This is a genomic window from Lentzea miocenica (assembly GCF_033949945.1).
In the GTDB taxonomy this organism is placed as follows: Bacteria; Actinomycetota; Actinomycetes; order Mycobacteriales; family Pseudonocardiaceae; genus Lentzea; species Lentzea miocenica.
The window spans coordinates 13,965-33,322 of sequence record NZ_JAXAVW010000040.1; the positions used below are offsets into that span (position 1 = coordinate 13,965).

General features: G+C 67.8%; 18 protein-coding genes and 2 tRNA genes. 13 read left to right on the top strand and 7 right to left on the bottom strand.

Annotated features, from left to right (window positions below; all coding sequences use genetic code 11):
- The first annotated feature begins 9 nt into the window (after positions 1-9).
- From SK803_RS37670 to SK803_RS37685, 4 genes are all read left to right on the top strand, one after another.
- Complete coding sequence (locus SK803_RS37670; RefSeq protein ID WP_319970979.1) at positions 10-2,079, top strand: ATP-dependent DNA helicase UvrD2; 2,070 nt, start codon at positions 10-12, stop codon at positions 2,077-2,079.
- A 146-nt stretch (positions 2,080-2,225) separates the two neighbouring features.
- Positions 2,226-2,498 (top strand): hypothetical protein, encoded by a 273-nt coding sequence (locus SK803_RS37675; RefSeq protein ID WP_093598190.1) that lies wholly within the window; start codon positions 2,226-2,228, stop codon positions 2,496-2,498.
- Positions 2,499-2,598: 100 nt separating this feature from the next.
- On the top strand, positions 2,599-2,922 hold the full coding sequence (locus SK803_RS37680) for a WhiB family transcriptional regulator (protein ID WP_319970980.1): 324 nt from the start codon (positions 2,599-2,601) through the stop codon (positions 2,920-2,922).
- Between the two features lie 283 nt (positions 2,923-3,205).
- Positions 3,206-4,078: a class I SAM-dependent methyltransferase gene (locus SK803_RS37685; protein ID WP_319970981.1), complete on the top strand. Its 873-nt coding sequence runs from the start codon at positions 3,206-3,208 to the stop codon at positions 4,076-4,078.
- Between the two features lie 643 nt (positions 4,079-4,721).
- Here the strand turns inward: SK803_RS37685 and SK803_RS37690 are convergent.
- From SK803_RS37690 to SK803_RS37705, 4 genes are all read right to left on the bottom strand, one after another.
- A complete protein-coding gene (locus SK803_RS37690) occupies positions 4,722-5,264 on the bottom strand; it encodes a hypothetical protein (protein ID WP_319970982.1) in 543 nt (180 codons plus the stop codon).
- Positions 5,265-5,349: 85 nt separating this feature from the next.
- Positions 5,350-6,660 (bottom strand): ABC1 kinase family protein, encoded by a 1,311-nt coding sequence (locus SK803_RS37695; protein ID WP_319970983.1) that lies wholly within the window; start codon positions 6,658-6,660, stop codon positions 5,350-5,352.
- The gene (locus tag SK803_RS37700) at positions 6,657-7,364 is read right to left on the bottom strand and encodes a hypothetical protein (protein WP_319970984.1); all 708 of its coding nucleotides are present in this window, start codon (positions 7,362-7,364) and stop codon (positions 6,657-6,659) included. The genes SK803_RS37695 and SK803_RS37700 overlap by 4 nt, the downstream gene beginning before the upstream one ends.
- 138 nt (positions 7,365-7,502) lie before the next feature.
- On the bottom strand, positions 7,503-7,658 hold the full coding sequence (locus SK803_RS37705; RefSeq protein WP_166056119.1) for a DUF5679 domain-containing protein: 156 nt from the start codon (positions 7,656-7,658) through the stop codon (positions 7,503-7,505).
- Positions 7,659-7,853: 195 nt separating this feature from the next.
- Between SK803_RS37705 and SK803_RS37710 the strand changes: the two genes are divergently transcribed.
- Positions 7,854-8,381, top strand: a complete 528-nt coding sequence (locus SK803_RS37710; protein WP_319970985.1) for a M48 metallopeptidase family protein — start codon at positions 7,854-7,856, stop codon at positions 8,379-8,381.
- Positions 8,382-8,448: 67 nt separating this feature from the next.
- Here the strand turns inward: SK803_RS37710 and SK803_RS37715 are convergent, their stop codons facing one another.
- Positions 8,449-9,759, bottom strand: coding sequence for a zinc-dependent metalloprotease (locus tag SK803_RS37715; RefSeq protein ID WP_319970986.1), 1,311 nt, complete (start codon positions 9,757-9,759; stop codon positions 8,449-8,451).
- Positions 9,760-9,804: 45 nt separating this feature from the next.
- Between SK803_RS37715 and SK803_RS37720 the strand changes: the two genes are divergently transcribed.
- Positions 9,805-10,884, top strand: a complete 1,080-nt coding sequence (locus tag SK803_RS37720; protein ID WP_319970987.1) for a YlbL family protein — start codon at positions 9,805-9,807, stop codon at positions 10,882-10,884.
- Positions 10,885-11,126: 242 nt separating this feature from the next.
- Here SK803_RS37720 and SK803_RS37725 read toward each other — a convergent pair whose 3' ends face one another.
- Positions 11,127-11,666 (bottom strand): PPA1309 family protein, encoded by a 540-nt coding sequence (locus SK803_RS37725; RefSeq protein ID WP_319970988.1) that lies wholly within the window; start codon positions 11,664-11,666, stop codon positions 11,127-11,129.
- A gap of 94 nt (positions 11,667-11,760) precedes the next feature.
- Between SK803_RS37725 and SK803_RS37730 the strand changes: the two genes are divergently transcribed.
- From SK803_RS37730 to SK803_RS37740, 3 genes are all read left to right on the top strand, one after another.
- The gene (locus SK803_RS37730; RefSeq protein WP_319970989.1) at positions 11,761-14,760 is read left to right on the top strand and encodes a UPF0182 family protein; all 3,000 of its coding nucleotides are present in this window, start codon (positions 11,761-11,763) and stop codon (positions 14,758-14,760) included.
- A 53-nt stretch (positions 14,761-14,813) separates the two neighbouring features.
- Positions 14,814-14,887, top strand: a tRNA-Met gene (locus tag SK803_RS37735).
- Positions 14,888-15,131: 244 nt separating this feature from the next.
- Positions 15,132-15,205 (top strand) — tRNA-Met (locus tag SK803_RS37740).
- A gap of 64 nt (positions 15,206-15,269) precedes the next feature.
- Here the strand turns inward: SK803_RS37740 and SK803_RS37745 are convergent.
- Entirely contained in the window at positions 15,270-15,473 is a 204-nt protein-coding gene (locus tag SK803_RS37745; protein WP_319970990.1) for a hypothetical protein, read from the bottom strand.
- Between the two features lie 386 nt (positions 15,474-15,859).
- Between SK803_RS37745 and SK803_RS37750 the strand changes: the two genes are divergently transcribed.
- The 4 genes from SK803_RS37750 (at position 15,860) to ftsX (ending at position 19,347) form a co-directional block, all read left to right on the top strand.
- Positions 15,860-16,360 (top strand): PadR family transcriptional regulator, encoded by a 501-nt coding sequence (locus tag SK803_RS37750; RefSeq protein WP_030470382.1) that lies wholly within the window; start codon positions 15,860-15,862, stop codon positions 16,358-16,360.
- Between the two features lie 61 nt (positions 16,361-16,421).
- Positions 16,422-17,525 carry a peptide chain release factor 2 gene (gene prfB / locus SK803_RS37755; protein ID WP_319970991.1) on the top strand — a complete coding sequence of 368 codons (1,104 nt, stop codon included), beginning with the start codon at positions 16,422-16,424 and terminating at the stop codon, positions 17,523-17,525.
- Between the two features lie 188 nt (positions 17,526-17,713).
- Positions 17,714-18,403 (top strand): cell division ATP-binding protein FtsE, encoded by a 690-nt coding sequence (gene ftsE, locus SK803_RS37760; RefSeq protein ID WP_086666930.1) that lies wholly within the window; start codon positions 17,714-17,716, stop codon positions 18,401-18,403.
- A 41-nt stretch (positions 18,404-18,444) separates the two neighbouring features.
- Positions 18,445-19,347: a permease-like cell division protein FtsX gene (ftsX, locus tag SK803_RS37765; RefSeq protein ID WP_319970992.1), complete on the top strand. Its 903-nt coding sequence runs from the start codon at positions 18,445-18,447 to the stop codon at positions 19,345-19,347.
- The last annotated feature ends 11 nt before the right edge of the window (positions 19,348-19,358 follow it).

Here is a 19,358-nt window from a genome sequence, read left to right on the forward strand (position 1 = left end):
CTGCCGGGCATGGACGCGTTGCTGGAGGGTCTTGATCCGGAACAGCGCGCAGCGGTCGAGGCTCCGCGCGGCCCGGTGTGCGTGCTCGCGGGGGCCGGTACCGGCAAAACGCGCACCATCACCCACCGCATCGCCTACCTGTGCCAACGCGGTCATGTCGCTCCGTCGCAGGTCCTCGCCGTCACGTTCACCAAGCGCGCCGCGGGGGAGATGCGCACCCGTTTGCGTTCTCTCGACGTGCACGGCGCACAGGCCGTGACGTTCCACGCCGCCGCCTCACGTCAGTTGCGCTACTTCTGGCCGCGCGTCATCGGCGGTCCGCGCTGGGAGCTGGTCGACCAGAAGATCCGCGTCGTCGCGCGTGCGGCGTCCCGGCTGGGGCTGCCGACCGAGCCCGACGCGCTGCGCGACCTGACCAGCGAGATCGAGTGGGCGAAGGCGTCGCTGCTGACGCCGGAGGACTACCCGGTTGCCGCCGCGCGCGCCGCACGGGACATCCCGGCGCCCGCCGAGCAGATCATGAAGCTCTACACGACCTACGAGCAGCTCAAGAACGAGGCGCAGCTGCTCGACTTCGACGACCTGCTGCTCTACACGGCCGGGGCGCTGGAGGACAGCGCCGAGGTCGCGCAGGAGTTCCGCGACCGCTACCGCTGCTTCGTGGTCGACGAGTACCAGGACGTGACGCCGCTGCAGCAGCGTGTGCTCGACTCGTGGCTCGGCGGCCGGGACGACCTGACCGTGGTCGGCGACGCGAACCAGACCATCTACTCGTTCGCCGGCGCCTCGCCGCAGCCGCTGCTCAACTTCCCGCGGCGGTTCCCCGAGGCGGTCGTCGTGCGGCTGGAGCGCGACTACCGGTCGACGCCGCAGGTCGTGGCACTGGCCAACGACGTGATCAAGTGGGCGCGCGGGCGGCCAGCGGGTTCGCGGCTGCAGCTGATCGGCCAGCGGCCGGAGGGGCCCGCGCCGCGGTTTCACGAGTTCGACGACGAACCGGCCGAGGCGGACGCGGTCGCCCTGCGCATCAAGGCGTTGCTCGACGAGGGCGTCGCGGCTTCCGAGATCGCGATCCTCTACCGCGTCAACGCGCAGTCAGAGGTGTACGAGCAGGCGCTCGCGTCGCTCGGCATCCCTTACCTGGTGCGCGGCGGCGAGCGGTTCTTCGAACGTGCCGAAGTGCGCCAGGCGATGATCGCGTTGCGCTCGGCCGGCGAGGTCTCCGGCAGCCTGCCCGAGGTGGTCCGCTCGGTGCTGGGCCGTGTCGGCCTGACCGACGAACCGCCGACCGGTGGCTCCGCACGTGAGCGCTGGGAGTCGTTGCTCGCGCTGGTCGAACTCGCCGAGGAGTTCGTCATCTCGACGCCCGAGGCCGACCTGCCGCGCTTCTGCGTCGAGCTGGACATGCGCGCCGAGGCACAGCACCCGCCGACCGTCGAAGGCGTGACGCTGGCGTCGCTGCACGCGTCGAAGGGCCTGGAGTGGGACGCCGTGTTCCTCGTCGGCCTGGTCGAGGGCACGATGCCGATCCAGTACGCCGATGGCGACGAGGCGAAGGTCGAAGAAGAACGCCGCCTTCTATATGTAGGCGTGACGCGCGCGCGTGAGCACCTCTGGCTGTCGTGGGCGTTGTCGCGCGCGGCCGGTGGACGCAAGTACCGCCGCCGATCGCGCTTCCTCTACAACCTCGTGCCCGAGAACCACCCGGCCGCTCGAGTATCTGGCGGTGCGCAGCGGCCACCTCTCATGAAGAAGGAGAAGCCGGCCTGCCGGGTCTGCATGTCGACTCTGGTCGACGCGCAAGCCGTCAAGCTCGGTCGATGCAGGTCCTGCCCGTCCGATGTGGACGAAGAGCTGCTCGAGTCGTTGCGCCGCTGGCGTGCGGGGCGGGCGCGGGAGCTCAAGGTGCCCGCGTACGTCGTCTTCACCGACGCGACGTTGATGGCGATCGCGGAGCAGCGACCCACGGATTCGGCCGGACTTGTGGCGATCTCGGGCATCGGCGCCTCCAAGCTTGATAAGTTCGGCGACGACGTGTTGGGCCTGGTCCGAGCCGGTGTCGGGTACTCCGCCACCTGATCGGGACAAGTTTTGTTAAATAGGTTGCGAGCCCCTGGGACGGGGTCATAACCTGCTCATGCCGGGTCCGGAGGACCCGTCTGGGGAAGAAGAACTACTACTAGCTCTCGATGCAGAGCTCTCTCGTTCGGAGGAGGTGGCCCGTTGTGAAGATCTTCAGCATCTCCCGCGCGCTCGGCCTCCCGTTGACCGAGGGCATCTGCACGTCCGCATCCGCTCAGGCCATGTGGCACACCTCTGCCCACAAGCCAGTGGCACTGCTGGGCCGTGAGCGGGGCACCGCTCTGCGCGGCACCGCTCTGACTGTCGCCGAACTGGGCAGCGAGCAGCCGATCGCGCTGCCGGTCATCGATGACGTCGACAACTACACGAATGCGCTGTCCGCGCATCAAGTGAGAAGGCTCCTGCCGACCCCATAGAAGGGGTCGAAGGACCACCAGGCTCACGAAAGCCGCGGACTCGCACAGAGTCCGCGGCTTTCGTGTTTTTTGCTGTACCCCACACAAGGAGAAAACCCTGATGTTGACCGCGACTGTCCCGCTCACCGGCGAGACACTTCCGGACCTCGCGGAGGGGCTTGACCTGCCCTGCCGCACCCACAACCCCGACCTCTGGTTCGGTGACGTTCCGGCGGACCTCGAGAAGGCCAAGGCCTTCTGCGGGACCTGCCCGGTTCTGGCGGAGTGCCTCGCCGGCGCGCTCGCCCGTCACGAGCCGTGGGGTGTCTGGGGTGGAGAGATCTTCGAGCGCGGCGTCGTGATCGCGCGGAAGCGCCCTCGTGGCCGTCCGCGCAAGGACGCGGCAGCTGTCGTCACCGCTGACAAGACGGAGGCGGCCGCGTGAACACCGTGACCAGCAACAGCGCGTTCCCCACCTACCTGAACGAGGGCCTGACTCCCATGTCTCTGAATGAAGAACTCGTGCGAATACGAATACAAGAAGCCCAGAGGTACGCAGAAGAGCAACGCCTGGCGAACCGCCTCGCGGCAGCGCAACGTTGGCGCAGGTTGTCGCGATGGGCGGGACGCAGAGCGGCTCGCTTCGACCTCTGACAGTCTCGAGCTGAGGCCGTCATCCACGAGAAGGTGGATGGCGGCCTCGGCCGTTCCTCCGTACCGTTCCCTTTGTGCCGCACCACACCCACGACGGAATCGACTGGTCCGCTCGCCTCCACGCGATGAGGCGATATGGCTCGCTGCAGTCCGAAGCGCTGTCCGCGGTAGCCCGCAGACTCGTTTCCCTGCTGCCCGACTCGCCAGTCGTGATGGACGTCGGCTGCGGCGCGGGCTCAATGAGCGTGCAACTGGCCTCGGCGCTGCGCGAACACGGCGGCGGCGTCCTGGTGCTGGTAGACGCCACACCCGAACTGCTCGACGCAGCCTGCACCGCGGCGCGCACCGAGGCAGACGGCGCCGTGTCGATCAAGCCGGTCCTGGCCGACCTGGCCTCGGAAGACCCGCTGTCCTTCGCCGGCCCGGTCGAGCTCATCTGGGGCTCGCGGGTGATCCACCACCTCCCTGATCAGTTGCGCGGGGTAAAACGCCTGGTAGAAGCACTGGCTCCGGGCGGCTGGCTGGCCCTGGCCGAAGGCGGCCTCGAAACCCGCTTCCTGCCGTGGGACCTCGGCGTCGGCGAGCCCGGCCTCCAGGACCGCATGGCCGCGGCCCGCGCCGACTGGTTCGTGTCGATGCGCGAGAACATGAAGGGCTCCGCACGCCTGCCGGTCGGCTGGAACGTCGCCCTGGCCGACGCGGGCCTGGGCGAGATCAGCGCCTTCAGCTTCCTCGTCGACCACCCGGCCCCGGCCAAGCACCTGGTCCGCGAATGGGCGGTCGACCGCCTGACCTGGCTGTCCGAGATCACCGGGCCCTACCTGCACCCGGCCGACCGCGACGCGCTGCGCCGGCTCCTCAATCCCTCCGACTCGGAGTACGTCGGTGCCCGGGAGGACGTGTTCCTCCTCGAGACTGACACGGTCCACCTGGGACGACGCCGATGACGGCTGGGCGGCGTCGATGACGGCGTGCCACAGATGCGGGCGGTCGCGTACCTCCGTTTCCGACCTGGAGTTCCTGGCCTGGTCTTCTGAGCGGACCGGTGGGTCGATCCGGTGGTTGTGTCAGGTGTGCTCGAAGACCCATGTGCGGGACATCGAGGGCAAGTTGCCGGACGAGTACTGGCGCTGACGCCTGCCGGGTTCGGTTGGTGAGGTCGCGCTGGGCTCGGGGCTCGGCGGCGAGATCGCGCTGAACTCCGGGCACGGTGTGGCTACTGGCGGACGGGTCCTTCTGGCGCAGGGTCGGTCGCGCGAAGTTGGTGTCGGTCAGGTTGGTGAGGTCGGTTGGTGTCGGGGCTCGGCGCGGATCGGCAGCCGACGGCCGGATCAGCGCTGGGCGAGGCACGCGCGCCTAGGCTCGGCGACTACGACCGGTTCGCTGTTTCGACGCTCGCGCGGCTGGTCAGATTGGTGGGGTTGCCGGGGTGCGCTGAGTTGGACTCGGCGTGACCGGTGATCAGTCGCCTGGCCGGCGGGACGAGGTTGGCGCGGGTCGAACCTCCCGGTGGGCAGCGGGCCTCAAGCCGTGGGCTGACTTCCCGACGGCTAGGAGCCGAAGTGCGCGGACGGACCTCTCCCGCGGCGGTCAGGTCGGGTAGAGGTGGCGTAAGGCCTGTCTGACCAGCGCCGTTCCCCGGCGGCTGCTTCGCTTCAACTCCGCGTGCAGATCACCCGCCGAGCACAACCCCGCCTCCACCACGGCATCGAGGATCTCCACGACCGCGCGCGGATTCGCCTCCCGCCGGGCCATGTCCACGGTGGCCCGCGCCGGCGAAGCCAGCCTCAGCCCGTCACGCTCGACCACGCCCGGCGGCCTGTTCGTGCGTTCGAAGAGAATCGACGGGTGCGCTCTCCGCATGTTCTTTCCCGCGAGCACGTGAATGTGCCGGGGAAGTGCCAACGCGGCTCCTTGCCGGGTCAGTGCATCAGCTCCCGTGATCACTGAATCAGGGCCGGCAAAGGAAAGAACCGCGCGAAGCCGATCCAGCCGGGTCGGCGGCGAGGGCTTCTGCAGAACAACGCCGGGAAGCACCTGCTGCCAGGGGCCTAGAGGCGTGCAGTGACGTTGGATCTCTCGTGGGGAGAGGCCGGATTTGCGCAGGTCAGTGGTGGTCGCGATGTGTGCCATGTGTTCATCGTGGCGCACGCGCCGACCGGCAAAGGGGGCTCAAGCCCAACCTGTGGACAACTCCGGCAACGTTCACTCGGACGAGTTAGTCGTCGAATCCCGGCTGCCAGCGCGCGACGATTTCGCGTGCGGTGACGTGGGCGTCGAGCTGGCAGAGAATGCCTGTCGCGCCCATTGTCACGCGATGAATCAGCAGGTACTGCGGGGGCAGGTTCAACGAGCGGCCCGTTTGTGAGTCCGGGCTGCGCAGGTCGCCCACGCGTTCTGCCTGCGATTGCAGCCAGCGGCGGGTGAAGTGGAACGACTCGGCGCGCAGGGGCTCGACGAACGGGGCCAGGTAGCCGAGCACGTCCTCGCCGTGCAGGGACATGCCCTCGCGGATGAAGTTCTCCGTGCGCAGGAGCTCGACCAGGTCCGCGGATCGGCCGTCCAGGGCCAGCCTGGTCATCAGGCCGAGCGTCTTGGGCAGGCCGTCGGGCAGGCGGGCCACGGCGCCGAAGTCGAGCACGCGCAGGCGGCCGTCGTCGCCCAGCATGAAGTTGCCGGGGTGCGGGTCGGCGTGCAGCAGGCCGGAGCGTGACGGTGCCGAGAAGTGGAACTCGGCGAGCAGCTGGCCGGCGAGGTCGCGATCGGCGGCTGAGCCCTCGCGGATGATGTGGGACAGCCCGACGCCGGACGTCCACTCGGTGACCATGACCTTGGGGGAGGACGCGATGACGCGGGGGACCAGCACGTGCGGGTCGTTCTCGAAGGCCTTGGCGAACGCGCGCTGGTTGGCGGCCTCGTCGCGGTAGTCGAGCTCCTCCAGGTACCTGTCGCGCAGCTCCTCCAGCAGCGGGCGCACGTCGGTGCCGGGCATGATCGCCTGCAGCAGCCGGGAGAACCTCAGCAGCTGCTTCAGGTCGGCGCGCAGAGCCTCGTCGGCACCGGGGTACTGGACCTTCACCGCCACGTCGCGGCCGTCGTGCCACACCGCGCGGTGCACCTGGCCGATGGACGCCGATGCGGCCGGGTCGTCGTCGAACGTCTTGAAGCGCTTCGTCCAGGACGCGCCGAGCTGTTCGGCGAGGACGCGGTGCGTGGTGCGGGCGGGCATCGGCGGGGCCGCGGTCTGCAGCTTGGTCAGCGCCTCGCGGTACGGGGCCGCGAGCTCGTCGGGCACGGCCGCCTCGAACACGCTCAGCGCCTGGCCGAACTTCATCGCGCCGCCCTTGAGCTGGCCGAGCACCGCGAAGACCTGTTCCGCCGTCTTGGCCGTCACCTCGGCGTTGACCTCGTCGGCCGCGCGTCCGGTCAGTCGCTTCCCCCAGCCACCGACAACCCGGCCGGCCACCCCGAGCGGGAGGCTCGCCAGCTTGGCGGTGCGCTGCACGGCCTTGCGCGGAATCTCGGTCACTCGGCCATGTTATGTGCGGAGCACTGACAGTCCGGGTGCGGATACCAGCTACGCCTCTCAGCAACGCCCGCCATCAGGTCCAGCTCGACAGTGGCGTTCAACACGGCGGGCGGGGGCAGGTCACGGCCGCGGAGGTAGATCAACGACTCCAGGATCTGCGCCACGGCCAGCGCCGCCGTTCCCGACGCGAACAGCACGTCGGTGGACGCCGGTCTGCCCACGAGCTGGGCCGCGATGACGGGCCACGCGGGATCTTGGTCGGTCCGGTGCAGATCCATGCAGTTCAGGCACGAGGAGCGGCCGGGCAGGACGAGTGGACCGACGATGCCCACGCCCTCACGCACGCGCACGGCCAGATGAGGCGTCCGGAACGCCATCAGCGTGCTCACGAGGTTCGGATCGGGGACGAGCGTCGCCGCCAGCACCGTCAGATCCGCGTTGTGCGCCAGCTGAACGCTTGATTCAGCTAGAAGCGAAGTAATTGAGAGAGCAAGGTGTCCGGCGCCGTGGACGGCGGCCGTTCCACCCGTCGCGCGCGGGCCGCTGTCGAGCAGGCCGGCTTCTTCGAGCGATTCGAGAACTTCACTCAACTGGGTGGGGTCCTCGCCACGGCTTTTCAGCCTTTCACCCAGTTCAGCGACGGTGTGGCGGCCGTCGAGGGTGATCAGTTCATCGACCAGCGCCTCGGGCAGCGAGTCGATCACCACGGCGTGTTTCGGATCGGTGCCGACCTGGACGACGCCGGGGGCTCTGCGCACCACGGCCAGTCCTGCTCGTACGCGAGGTCTTGTGTCCACACCGGCAAGACTGGCAGGGGGCGAGGCCCCCTGCCAGCGGAAACGTCAGACCTTGGCCTTGCCGAGGATCCGCGTCATCTTCGTGCCGCAGACAGGGCAGGTGCCCTTCGCCATGCGCCGGCCGTTGGTTTCCTCGACCTTGCCGTCGAAGTCGCGCTTCTCCCGACACTTGACGCAGTAGCCGTTGTAGGTCTCGGCCACAGCCCCTCCCTTGCAGTTGTGAGTGCGGACACACTCGGGGACCTTGGCGCGACGGTACCTCCGCGAGACGGGGAAACCGCGCATGTCGATTCCGCGCGTGTCCAGCCGCCGTTCGGTGGAACTTCACCCGCCGGGTGCGCCGCTGCCGCCGGTTGGGGGCGGAAAATTGTCGGTGCCGCCGTTTACGGTGACTCCATGGCCGAACCGCGGGTGGAGGTGCGGCGGAGCTCCCGGCGCCGCCGCATGGTCAGCGCGTACCGGGAGGGCGACACGGTCGTCGTCCTTCTGCCGGCACGGATGACCAAGGGGGAAGAGAAGCACTGGGTGGCGGAGATGTTGAGCCGCCTCCAGCGCAGTGAGACGCGCAGGAAGTCCCCTGCGCGAACGTCGGACGAGGCGCTCATGGCGCGTTGCGCCGAACTGTCGGCGCGGTACCTGGATTCACTCGCCGACCCGGTCAGCGTGCGCTGGGTTCCACCCATGCGCACCCGTTGGGCGTCGTGCACGCCGTCCGAGGGCACCATCAGGGTGTCCGAGCGACTGCGTGACGTGCCGCCCTGGGTGCTCGACTACGTGCTGGTGCACGAGCTGGCGCACTTGTTGGTGCCCGGCCACGGCAAGGACTTCTGGGAGTGGGTTCACCGCTACCAGAAGACCGAGCGGGCCATGGGCTACCTGGAAGGTCTCTCGGCCGCCGCAGGCCTGGGGATCACTGAAGATTGACGAGCTACGCGAAGCGCCCGGCGAGAACGTTCTCGCCGGGCGCTTCGCATCGTTGGAGGTGGCTGTCTCAGCTCTCGTCGGGCTTGCTGCCCTCGTCCGGCTTGTCGCCGTCCTCGCGCATGGTGCGCTCCAGCTCGGCCATCGGGTCGTCGAGGGCCTTGCGGGTGCTGGTCAGGCGCTCGGCGAACTCCAGCGGGTCGTCCAGGTCCTCTGCGGTCGGGACGAGCTCGGCGTGCTCCCACACGCTGTCGCGCACCTCGACGCCGTGCTGGTCGCCGATGAGCTTCCACAGGGCAGAGGCCGCCCGCAGCTTGCGCGGCCGGAGTTCCAGGCCGACGAGCGTGGCGAAGGTCTGCTCGGCCGGGCCACCGGAGGCGCGGCGGCGGCGCAGGGTCTCGCGCAGCGCCGGAGCGCCGGGCAGGCGTTCAGAGACGGCGGCGTCGACCACGACGTCCACCCAGCCCTCGACCAGTGCCAGCAGCGTCTCGAGGCGGTTCAGCGCCGCCTTCTGCTCCGGCGTGGTCTGCGGTTCGAGCAGGCCGGAGCCCATGGCCTCCTCGATGGAGGCCGGGTTCGACGGGTCGATCTGGCCGGCGAGCTCCTCCAGGGCCGACGTGTCGACCTTGATGCCCTTGGCGAACTCCTCGACGGTGTCGAGCAGCCGCTGCCGCAGCCACGGCACGTGCGTGAAAAGTCGCTGGTGGGCGGCCTCACGCGCGGCGAGGAAGACCATCACCTCTGAGGCGGGGCGCTCCAGGCCCTCGGTGAACTTCTCGATGTTCGCGGGCAGCAGAGCCGCGGTGCCCTCTGGGCCGAGCGGCAGGCCGACGTCGGTCGAGGTGAGCACCTCGGCGCCGAGCTGCGCCAGGGCGTTGCCGAGCTGCGAGCCGAACGCCATGCCGCCCATCTGACCGAGCATCGCGAGCAGCGGGCCGGCCGCCTGCTTCGCCTCGGCGGGCATCGCCTCGACCCACGCGCCGGACATGCGCTGCGCGACCGGGTCGCACAGGCGCTGCCAGGTGGGGATGGTGCGCTCGATCCAGTCGCGCGCCGTCCACGCCTGCGTCGTCCGGGTGCCGGCGGGCAGCGACGTGACCGGGTCCAGCCACATCTCGGCCAGGTGCACGGCGTCGGTGACCGCGCTCGACTGGTCGGCGGCGAACCCGATGGTCGTCGCGGAGGACGACAGCTGTTGGAACGCGATCTGCTTGGCGAGGTCGTAGTTCACCGGCCCGCTCGACGACCCCGCGTTGCTCAGCATCGAGCCGAGCTGGCTCAACATGTTGCCCAGCTGGCTGAAGTCGAACGGGTTGTCTCCCGGCTTCCCGCTCTTGTCGTCGGGGTCGTGCGGGCTGAACCCGAACGGCACGTCACTCATGGCCTCTACCGTACGCGGATCCACATGGTCGTACGCTGTTCAGCCGTGAGTGAAACCGTCACGACCGCACCCCCACCCGCGCCCCCGCCGAGGGAACGCGGACTGACCCGCCGGACGTGGACGCTGATCATCAGCTTCCTAGTGGTGGCGGCACTCGGACTGCTCGGCGGTTTCGCCAGAGTCCCGTACGTCGCGCTGGGCCCCGGCCCGACCTACGACGTGCTCAGCAAGGTCAAGGACACCGACGTCGTCTCGGTGGAAGGCCAGGACACGTTCCCCACCAAGGGCTCTCTGCGCATGACGACGGTTTCGCTCACCGACGACGTGTCGCTGTTCGGCGCGCTCGGCCTGTGGCTGTCCGGCCGCTACGCGCTGGCGCCGCGCGAGGAGTTCTTCAAGCCCGGCGAGTCGGAGGAGGAGGTGCAGAAGAACAACGAGCTGGCGTTCAGCGAATCGCAGACCGCCGCCGAGGTCGCCGCACTGCACTACCTCCAGTATCCGGGCATGGTGATCGCGAACCAGGTCACCAAGGGCAGCCCCGCGGACAACGTCATCCCGCTCGGCGCCCGCATCATCTCGGTCAACGGCAAGCAGGTGCAGAGCGCCGCCGACGTGAGCGGCGCGCTGGAGAACACCAAGCCCGGCGACCGCATCGAGGTGGCGTTCGAGAAGGACGGCACCTCGAAGTCGACCCAGCTCACCCTGGGCACCCGCGACGACGGCCGCCCCGCAGGCTTCATCGGCATCTCGCCGGTCGACCGCGCCGACGTGCCGTTCAAAATCAAGATCAGCCTGACCGACGTCGGCGGCCCCTCGGCCGGCCTGATCTTCGCGCTGGCGATCGTCGACAAGCTGACGCCGGGCGAGCTCAACGGCGGCAAGGCCATCGCGGGCACCGGCGAGATCACCGGCGACGGCACGGTGAAGCCCATCGGCGGCATCGCCTTCAAGATGGTCGCCGCGAAGGAGGCCGGCGCGACGGCGTTCCTCGTGCCCTCCGCGAACTGCCAGGACGCGAAGCAGCAGGCACCGGACGGCCTCAAGCTGATCAAGGTCGAGAACCTCAAGGACGCGGTGTCGTCGCTGGAGGCGCTGAACGCGAACAAGGACACGCCCAGCTGCTGACGGCTCTCACGCGGGGAGCTTTCGCGCCTGTCCTGGGCGTGGGAGCTCCCCGCTGTGCTGTCAAGGCGTCTGCAAGTACCACCAACTCAACATCAACAGGCCTTCAACCACACCCAACTCGCCGCCGCACCGTCAGGGACACGTGCCCCCTGGCCGGCGGCTGTCCGCTCAGCGCGAACGCACGACATCGCAACCCCGGCGCGATCAGGCGCCGGGGTTGTGTCAGCCTGGGGGTGTGACGACTAGGGCCGCAGCGTGGCGAGCAGGGCGTCGGTGAGGTTGGGCGCCAGCTCGGGGTGCTCGACGACCTCCTCTGGCACCTCGACCGTCCCGCGCAGCCGCAGCACGCAGGAGACGGAGCCGTCGCGCAGGACCGCTGCCACCAGGCGCGCCTCGCGGCGGGCCGGGTGTTCCGCGGCGAACCTGCGGGCCGCCTCGTCGTCCAGGTCGCCGTGGCTCAGCTCGGTCTCCGCCTCCGGGGGCAGGACCACGATCTCCTGGGCCAGGGCGCAGCCGGTGACGGCGGGGGGCCACTCGATGCCCGCCAGCGCGTCGCCCAGGTCGCCCGAGAGTTCGTCCTGGGCGATCGGGGTCAGCGGGGAGGCTTCGGGATCCAGCTGGTCCCGCAGTTCCGGTTGCTGGTCGATCAGGTCTGAGGTGGCCACGAGGGCGAAGAGTTGCGGGGGCTGTTCCCAGCCTGCTGCCCCGACGAACTCCTCTACCTCGCGGGCGACCGTCGGGAGGATGACCGCTGGCGTTTCACTCGCTGACACGCGTGTCATCGTAAGACTGCGGGCTTCACGGGAACCCAGGGCGTCGTCCGTAGAGTTGGACTAAACGTACGTAACGAATTACCGCGATCCAGGAGCGTGCCTCGTGGCCACACGGCCTCCGGTCGGACTGCCGAAACTGTCCCGGCGCAGCCGAATACTGCTCATCGTGGGTGTTGTGCTCCTGTTCGGTCTCATCACGGGATCGCGGCTGCTCGACACCTACGTGAACTGGCTGTGGTTCGGCGAGGTGAAATTCCGCGACGTCTACAGCACGGTGCTGCTCACCCGGCTGGGGCTGTTCGTGGCCGCCGGGGTCGTCGTCGGCGGCGTCGTCGCGCTCAACCTCTACCTCGCCTACCGGGCGCGTCCGGTGTTCGTGCCGGTCTCCGGGCCCGACGACCCGGTGGCGCGCTACCGCACGGTCGTGATGCGGCGGATGCGGTTGTTCGCGATCGGCATCCCGGTGTTCGTCGGGTTGATCGCGGGTGCGTCGGCGCAGCAGGACTGGCAGCAGATCCAGCTGTTCCTCAACGCCCAGCCGTTCGGGGTGACCGATCCGCAGTTCGGGCACGACATCGGCTTCTACGCGTTCAAGCTGCCGTTCTACGAGTGGCTGCTGTCGTGGCTGTTCATCACGACCGCGGTGTCGTTCATCGGCGCGGTGATCGCGCACTACCTGTTCGGCGGCATCCGGCTGGCCGGTCGCGGTGGTCAGTTGTCCGGACCCGCGCGCCTGCACCTCGCCCTGGTCGCCGGCACGTTCGTGCTGCTGAAGGCCGTCGCGTACTTCTTCGACCGGTACGAGCTGCTGCTGCACGAGAACGAGAAGTTCGTCGGCGCGAGCTACACCGACCTCAACGCGGTGCTGCCGGCCAAGCTGATCCTGCTGTGCATCGCGGTGTTCTGCGCGGTCGCGTTCTTCGCGGGCGCGTTCATGCGCAACGTGCAGCTGCCCGCCATCGCAACGGTCCTGCTGGTGCTGTCGAGCGTGCTCGTCGGTGCGGCGTGGCCCGCGGTGCTGGAGCAGTTCTCGGTCAAGCCGAACGCCATCCAGAAGGAAGCCGAGTCGATCACCCGCAACATCGCGGCGACACGACAATCGTTCGGGCTGACAGAGGACAAGGTCGAAACGAAGCCCTACGAGGGCAAGCAGAACATCACGAACGACCAGATCAAGAGCAACGACGCGGCGACGCTGGGCAACATCCGCCTGCTCGACCCTGCCGTGCTCGGGCGGACGTTCACGCAGTTCCAGCAGCTGCGGCCGTTCTACGGGTTCCCGAACAAGCTCGACGTCGACCGGTACACAGTGGACGGGAAGCTGCGCGACTACATCGTGGCGGTCCGCGAGCTCAAGCTCGACAGCCTGCCGCAGGGTCAGCGCGACTGGATCAACCAGCACCTCATCTACACGCACGGCAACGGCTTCGTCTACGCCGAGGCGAACAAGGTCAACGCGGTCGCCGACCAGACCAACGGCGGGTACCCGGAGTTCAAGGCCGGTGAGGTCCAGCCGGACGGCACGATCCGCAACGCCGAGAACGGCATCAAGGTCGAGCAGCCCCGCACGTACTACGGCGAGCTGTTCGGACTGAACGACTACTCGATCGTCGGTGGCCGGCCCCAGGGTTCGGCGGCCGAGTACGACACGGACGCCAAGTCCTACACCTACACCGGTGCGGGCGGCGTGCCGATCGGCAACCTGTTCAACAAGCTGGCGTTCGCCGCCTACTACGGCGAGCGGAACATCCTCTTCAACCAGTCCATCGCGGACGACTCGAAGATCCTGTTCAAGCGCGCGCCGCGGGACCGCGTGCAGGCCGTCGCGCCGTGGCTCACCGTCGACAGCGACCCGTACCCGGCCGTCGTGAACGGCCGCATCACGTGGATCGTCGACGGCTACACCACGCTGGACAACTACCCGTACGCGCAGCGCACCCCGCTGGGTGACGCGACGAACGACTCGCTGACCGCGGACGGCGTGGTGATCTCGCAGGTCAACAAGTCCGTCAACTACATCCGCAACTCGGTCAAGGCCACTGTGGACGCCTACGACGGCACGGTGAGCCTGTACGCGATGGACGAGAAGGACCCGGTCCTCAAAGCGTGGATGGGCGTCTTCCCGAACACGGTGAAGCCGAACAGCGAGATCTCCAACGAGCTGCGCCAGCACTTCCGCTACCCCGAGGACCTGTTCAAGGTGCAGCGGCAGATGCTGTCGAAGTACCACGTCTCGTCGCCGTCGGACTTCTACTCCGGTGTCGCCTACTGGGCGCCGGCGCAGGACCCGACGATCGACAACGTGACCTCGGCCGACGCCCAGCGCGACGCGGCGGCCAAACGCAGGGACGCCCAGCCGCCGTTCTACGTGCTGGCCGGTGACCCGGCCGACGCCAGCAAGGTCCGGTTCCAGCTGACCAGCCCGCTGGTGCGTGAGAACCGGGAATTCATGGCGGCTTACGTCTCCGTGGGGTCCGACCCGGACAACTACGGGAAGATAAGCGTGCTGCAGCTGACCCAGGACGCGAAGGGCCCGCAGCAGATCCAGACGCAGTTCCTCACATCGGACAACGTCAGTCGTGAGCTCAACCTGCTGGCACAGCAGAAGACGACTGTCGTGTACGGCAACCTGCTCACACTTCCCGTGGGTGGTGCGCTGCTGTACGTCGAACCCGTCTACATCGAGCGCGCGGCCAACAACACGTCGTATCCGCAGCTGTCGAAGGTTCTCGTCTGGTACGGCGACCGGGTCGGATACGCGTCGACGTTGAGCGAGGCGCTGGAACAGGTGTTGAGCGGTACCGGTGCGGTCGTGCCGCCGCCGAGCAACAACCCGCCCAACAACGGCCAGAACTCGACGTCACCGTCGACGCCGCCGCCGTCCAACAGCGCGTTGAGTCCTGACCTGCAGAAGGCGATCAACGACATCGACGCGGCGTTGGCGGAGATCAAGCGGGCTCAGCAGAGCGGTGACTTCGCCGCACTCGGCCAGGCGTACCAGCGCCTGGAGGACGCGTCGAGCCGCTTCAAGCAGTTCAACACCGCTGCTTCACCGCCGACGGGCCAGTCGTCGGTTGTGCCGAGCCCCACACCGTCAGGCTGACCTCTCGATTTGCTTTAAGTGCTCCACCCCGCGTAAGGTTCTATTCATACCGACGCGGGGTGGAGCAGCTCGGTAGCTCGCTGGGCTCATAACCCAGAGGTCGCAGGTTCAAATCCTGTCCCCGCTACAAAGTTGGAAGAGTCCTGTCTGCGGAGAACGCAGACAGGACTTTTTCGCATTACATTGGGGGCGGAGCCCCCAAACCCCACCCTGGGGGCAAGCCCCCAGACTCCCGTAGGTTGACCGGCAGGCAAGGCTCGCGGCTTGCAGGGCCTCCCACCTGCGGAAATCGCGTTAGTGGGGGGTGGTGAAAAAGGGGTTTCGGGAGGGTGTAGAGTTCTCCTTACAACAGCAAGACAAGCTAGAAGCGGCGCGGGGTGGAGCAGCTCGGTAGCTCGCTGGGCTCATAACCCAGAGGTCGCAGGTTCAAATCCTGTCCCCGCTACTAGACAGAAGGCCGGAGCCAACAGGCTCCGGCCTTCTTCGTTGTTCGCGATCAACGCGAACTTTCAGGTCATGTTCTCCGCCCAGTACTGGGCGCACAGCATGCTCGAGCAGATGCGGCCCTGTCCGTTGACCGTGCGGTGCTTGCGGATCTGCTTGCCGCAGACCATGCACTCGTCCTTGCCGGCCTGCTCCGGGATGCCGCCGGTCATCCACGCCACGGTGTGCGCCGCCACCTTCTTGTGGTCCAGCCACTTGATGTTCTTCAACGTCCCCGACCTCCGTGTCTCGCTCCGCCTGCCTGGCAATGATCATTTTCCCGGTTGCGGGGGCGGATGAAAGGGCTCCGCGCGGACATCACCAGGTCGTGCGACGTCAGGCCCCGTCCGTCCATTCGGGTGGCTTCGGCCGGTGAGAGTCGTACCGCCGATCGAGTGAGATCGGGTGGCTTTCGTTTCTGCGAAAGGGTTTTTCCATCCGGGATGGACACAGACGGTCAAGCGGCCAAACGCGTGAGGCTGGAAAACTGCCGCTTACTCAGCGAGACTTTTCGTTGCTCCGCATGGCCCATCAGACTAGCCCGGTGATCAGCCACTGTGGACAGAACGGCTGACCATTGTGGACAGCTTCCCCCAGACGTGGGAACGTTGTCGTTGTGTCAGACCTGAATGCGACCGCAGCCGCCCTGCTCGGGCTGCTGCACGACGGACCCAAGACCGGTGGCCAGTTGGTGGCGGAGGCAGGAGACCGCTTCGGCGCGTTCTTCAGCGTGACCCGCAGCCAGGTGTACCGCGAGCTGCCCGCGCTGGCTGACCAAGGCCTGCTGCGCCTCGGCAAGCAAGGACCGCGGTCGAGCCAGCAGTACGTGCTCACCGCGGCCGGCAAGAAGGCCTTCAAGAACTGGCTGCTGTCCGAGCCCGGCCCGGACCACCTGCGCAGCCCGCTCATCCTGCGCCTGGTGCACGCCGGCTCGCTGACCGCGAAGCAGCGCGAATCCCTGATCACGACCGCGCGTTCGACGTACGGTCAGGAACAGGAGAGCGCGAAGAGCGCGGCCAAGACGGCGGAGGACCCCTACGCCAAGGCGGTGGCCGAGTTCGGTCTCGCCCACGCGAAGGCCGTTCTCAAGCTGCTCGACGCCATCCCCACCGCGTAACAAGAGAGCGCCAGCACGCACCGGTCGCGACTGACGACCGGTGCTGGCGTAATCTTTTGCCGTGAACCCGGACGTCGAAGCAGACATCAAGGACCTCTCCGCCACTCTTTCGAGCATCGAGGCGGTGCTGGATCTCGATGCGTTGCGCGCCGCGGTCGCGGACCTGGAGGACCAGGCAGCTCGCCCGGACCTCTGGGACGACCAGGAGAAAGCGCAGAAGGTCACCAGCCAGCTCTCCCACAAGCAGGGTGAGCTGCGCCGTGTCACCGGCCTGCGCGAGCGCCTGGACGACCTGCCGCTGCTCTACGAACTCGCCGAAGAGGCAGAGGACGCGGACGCGGCGGCCGACGCGGACAACGACCGCGCCAAGCTGCGCGAGGAGATCGCGAGCCTCGAAGTGCGCACGCTGCTGTCCGGCGAGTACGACGAGCGCAACGCGCTGATCACCATCCGCGCCGAGGCCGGTGGCGTCGACGCCGCGGACTTCGCCGAGATGCTGCTGCGCATGTACTCGCGCTGGGCCGAGCGCCACAACTACGGCGTCGACGTGTTCGACACCTCCTACGCCGAAGAAGCGGGCATCAAGTCCGCCACCTTCCGCGTCACCGCTCCCTACGCCTACGGCACGCTGAGCGTCGAGCAGGGCACGCACCGGCTCGTGCGCATTTCGCCGTTCGACAACCAGGGCCGCCGCCAGACGTCGTTCGCCGGTGTCGAGGTCGTGCCCGTCGTCGAGCAGACCGACCACGTCGAGATCGACGAGAAGGACCTGCGCGTCGACGTCTACCGCTCGTCCGGCCCCGGCGGCCAGGGCGTCAACACGACGGACTCGGCGGTGCGCCTCACGCACATCCCGACCGGCATCGTGGTGTCCTGCCAGAACGAGCGCTCGCAGCTGCAGAACAAGGCCACGGCCATGAACGTCCTGCAGGCCAAGCTGCTCGAGCGCCGCCGGCAGGAGGAGCAGGCCAAGATGGACGCGCTGAAGGACTCCGGTTCCAGCTGGGGCAACCAGATGCGCTCCTACGTGCTGCACCCGTACCAGATGGTCAAGGACCTGCGGAACAACCACGAGGTCGGCAACCCGTCCGCGGTGCTGGACGGGGAGATCGACGACTTCCTCGAGGCCGGTATCCGGTGGCGCAAGCAGTCCCAGCAGGGGTAGGCCGCGGGTCTGACTCACTGATCTGAGGCGAAGAGCACGTTCGGCCCTTCAAGTGGCCCGAACGTGCTCTTTTGTCGACCGGTGGTGCCTGTTCGACCACGCCGCGTGGAGGGTCCGGGCAGCCCTTCCGGGGCCGGAAGTTAACCGGAACGGGGGCTTTACCCCGGCCATGAGTAGACTCGCGCCTCGTGATTCGTCTCGAACACGTTTCCAAGGTCTACAAGACCTCCACGCGTCCTGCGCTCGACGACGTGTCCGTCGAGATGGAGAAGGGCGAGTTCGTCTTCCTGATCGGGCCTTCCGGGTCCGGCAAGTCGACCTTCTTGCGCCTGCTGCTGCGCGAAGAGGTGCCGACCAGGGGACGCGTCTACGTCTCCAACTTCGACGTCGCCAAGATGTCGCGGCGCAGGGTCCCCCGCCTGCGTCAGTCCATCGGCTGCGTGTTCCAGGACTTCCGCCTGCTGCCGACCAAGACTGTCGCCGAGAACGTCGCCTTCGCGCTGGAGGTGATCGGCAAGCCCCGCAACACCATCGTCAAGGTGGTGCCGGAGGTGCTGCAGCTGGTCGGCCTCGACGGCAAGGAGGACCGGTTCCCGACCGAGCTGTCCGGTGGTGAGCAGCAGCGCGTCGCGATCGCCCGTGCGTTCGTGAACAGGCCGCTGGTGCTGATCGCGGACGAGCCGACCGGAAACCTGGACCCCGACACGAGCCAGGACATCATGTTGCTGCTGGAGCGGATCAACCGCACCGGCACGACCGTCATCATGGCCACCCACGACCACGGCATCGTCGACTCGATGCGCCGCCGTGTGGTGGAACTCGCGTACGGCAAAGTCGTCCGTGATGACGCACGCGGTGTCTACGGCGTAGGCCGTTAAGACACCCCAAAGCCCCCGACCCCCAAGGAACCCCGCCCCCGATGCGTACCAGCTTCGTGTTCAGCGAGGTCGTCACCGGACTTCGCCGGAACGTCACGATGACGATCGCGATGATCCTCACGACCGCCATCTCGCTCGGGCTGCTCGGCGGTGGCCTGCTCGTCGTCCGCATGGTCGACAAGATGCAGGCCAACTACGCGGGCAAGCTCGAGGTCTCCGTGCTGCTGACGAACGACGTCAGCGCCAACGACAAGGACTGCACCCAGCAGCCGTGCGCGGGCCTGCGCTCTGCTCTGGAGCAGACCTCCGGCGTCGAGACCGTGGTGTTCCAGAACCGCGACGAGGGCTTCGAGCGCTTCAAGCGCATCTTCGAGGCCCAGCCGGAGCTGCTCAAGCTCGCTCGTCCGGAGGCGATCCCGGCGACGTTCCGCGTCAAGCTGGAGGACCCGGAGCGCACCGACGTCATCAAGCAGGCCTTCGAGGGCAAGCCGGGTGTCAAGGGTGTCGACGACCAGGGCAAGTTCCTCGAGCGGTTCTTCGACGGCCTCAACGGTCTGCGCGACGTCGCCCTGATCCTGGCGCTCATCCAGGCGTTCGCCGCGTTGCTGCTGATCTCGAACACCATCCAGGTGTCGGCGTTCACCCGCCGCGTCGAGGTCGGCATCATGCGACTGGTCGGCGCGACCCGCTGGTACACGCAGCTGCCGTTCCTCATCGAGGCGGTCGTCGCGGGCATCATCGGCTCGGTCACCGCGGTCGCCGGCCTGGTGCTGTTCAAGGCGTTCTTCCTCGACCGGATCACCAGGAACCTCACCGAGTCGGGCATCATCCCGCCGATCGGCTACCTGGACATCCTGATCGTGTCGCCGTGGCTGTTCCTCGTCGCGATAGTCATCTCGGCGACCACCGGCTACGTGACACTCCGTCTCTACGTGCGGCTTTAACGATTGGCGTG

Excerpts from the sequence above, each read along its gene's own strand:
- SK803_RS37670 (WP_319970979.1), top strand. The coding sequence starts at position 10 with ATGGACGCGTTGCTGGAGGGTCTTGATCCGGAACAGCGCGCAGCGGTC.
- SK803_RS37680 (WP_319970980.1), top strand. The coding sequence starts at position 2,599 with ATGTTGACCGCGACTGTCCCGCTCACCGGCGAGACACTTCCGGACCTC.
- SK803_RS37690 (WP_319970982.1), bottom strand. The coding sequence starts at position 5,264 with ATGGCACACATCGCGACCACCACTGACCTGCGCAAATCCGGCCTCTCC.
- SK803_RS37710 (WP_319970985.1), top strand. The coding sequence starts at position 7,854 with ATGGCCGAACCGCGGGTGGAGGTGCGGCGGAGCTCCCGGCGCCGCCGC.
- SK803_RS37715 (WP_319970986.1), bottom strand. The coding sequence starts at position 9,759 with ATGAGTGACGTGCCGTTCGGGTTCAGCCCGCACGACCCCGACGACAAG.
- SK803_RS37725 (WP_319970988.1), bottom strand. The coding sequence starts at position 11,666 with ATGACACGCGTGTCAGCGAGTGAAACGCCAGCGGTCATCCTCCCGACG.
- ftsX (WP_319970992.1), top strand. The coding sequence starts at position 18,445 with ATGCGTACCAGCTTCGTGTTCAGCGAGGTCGTCACCGGACTTCGCCGG.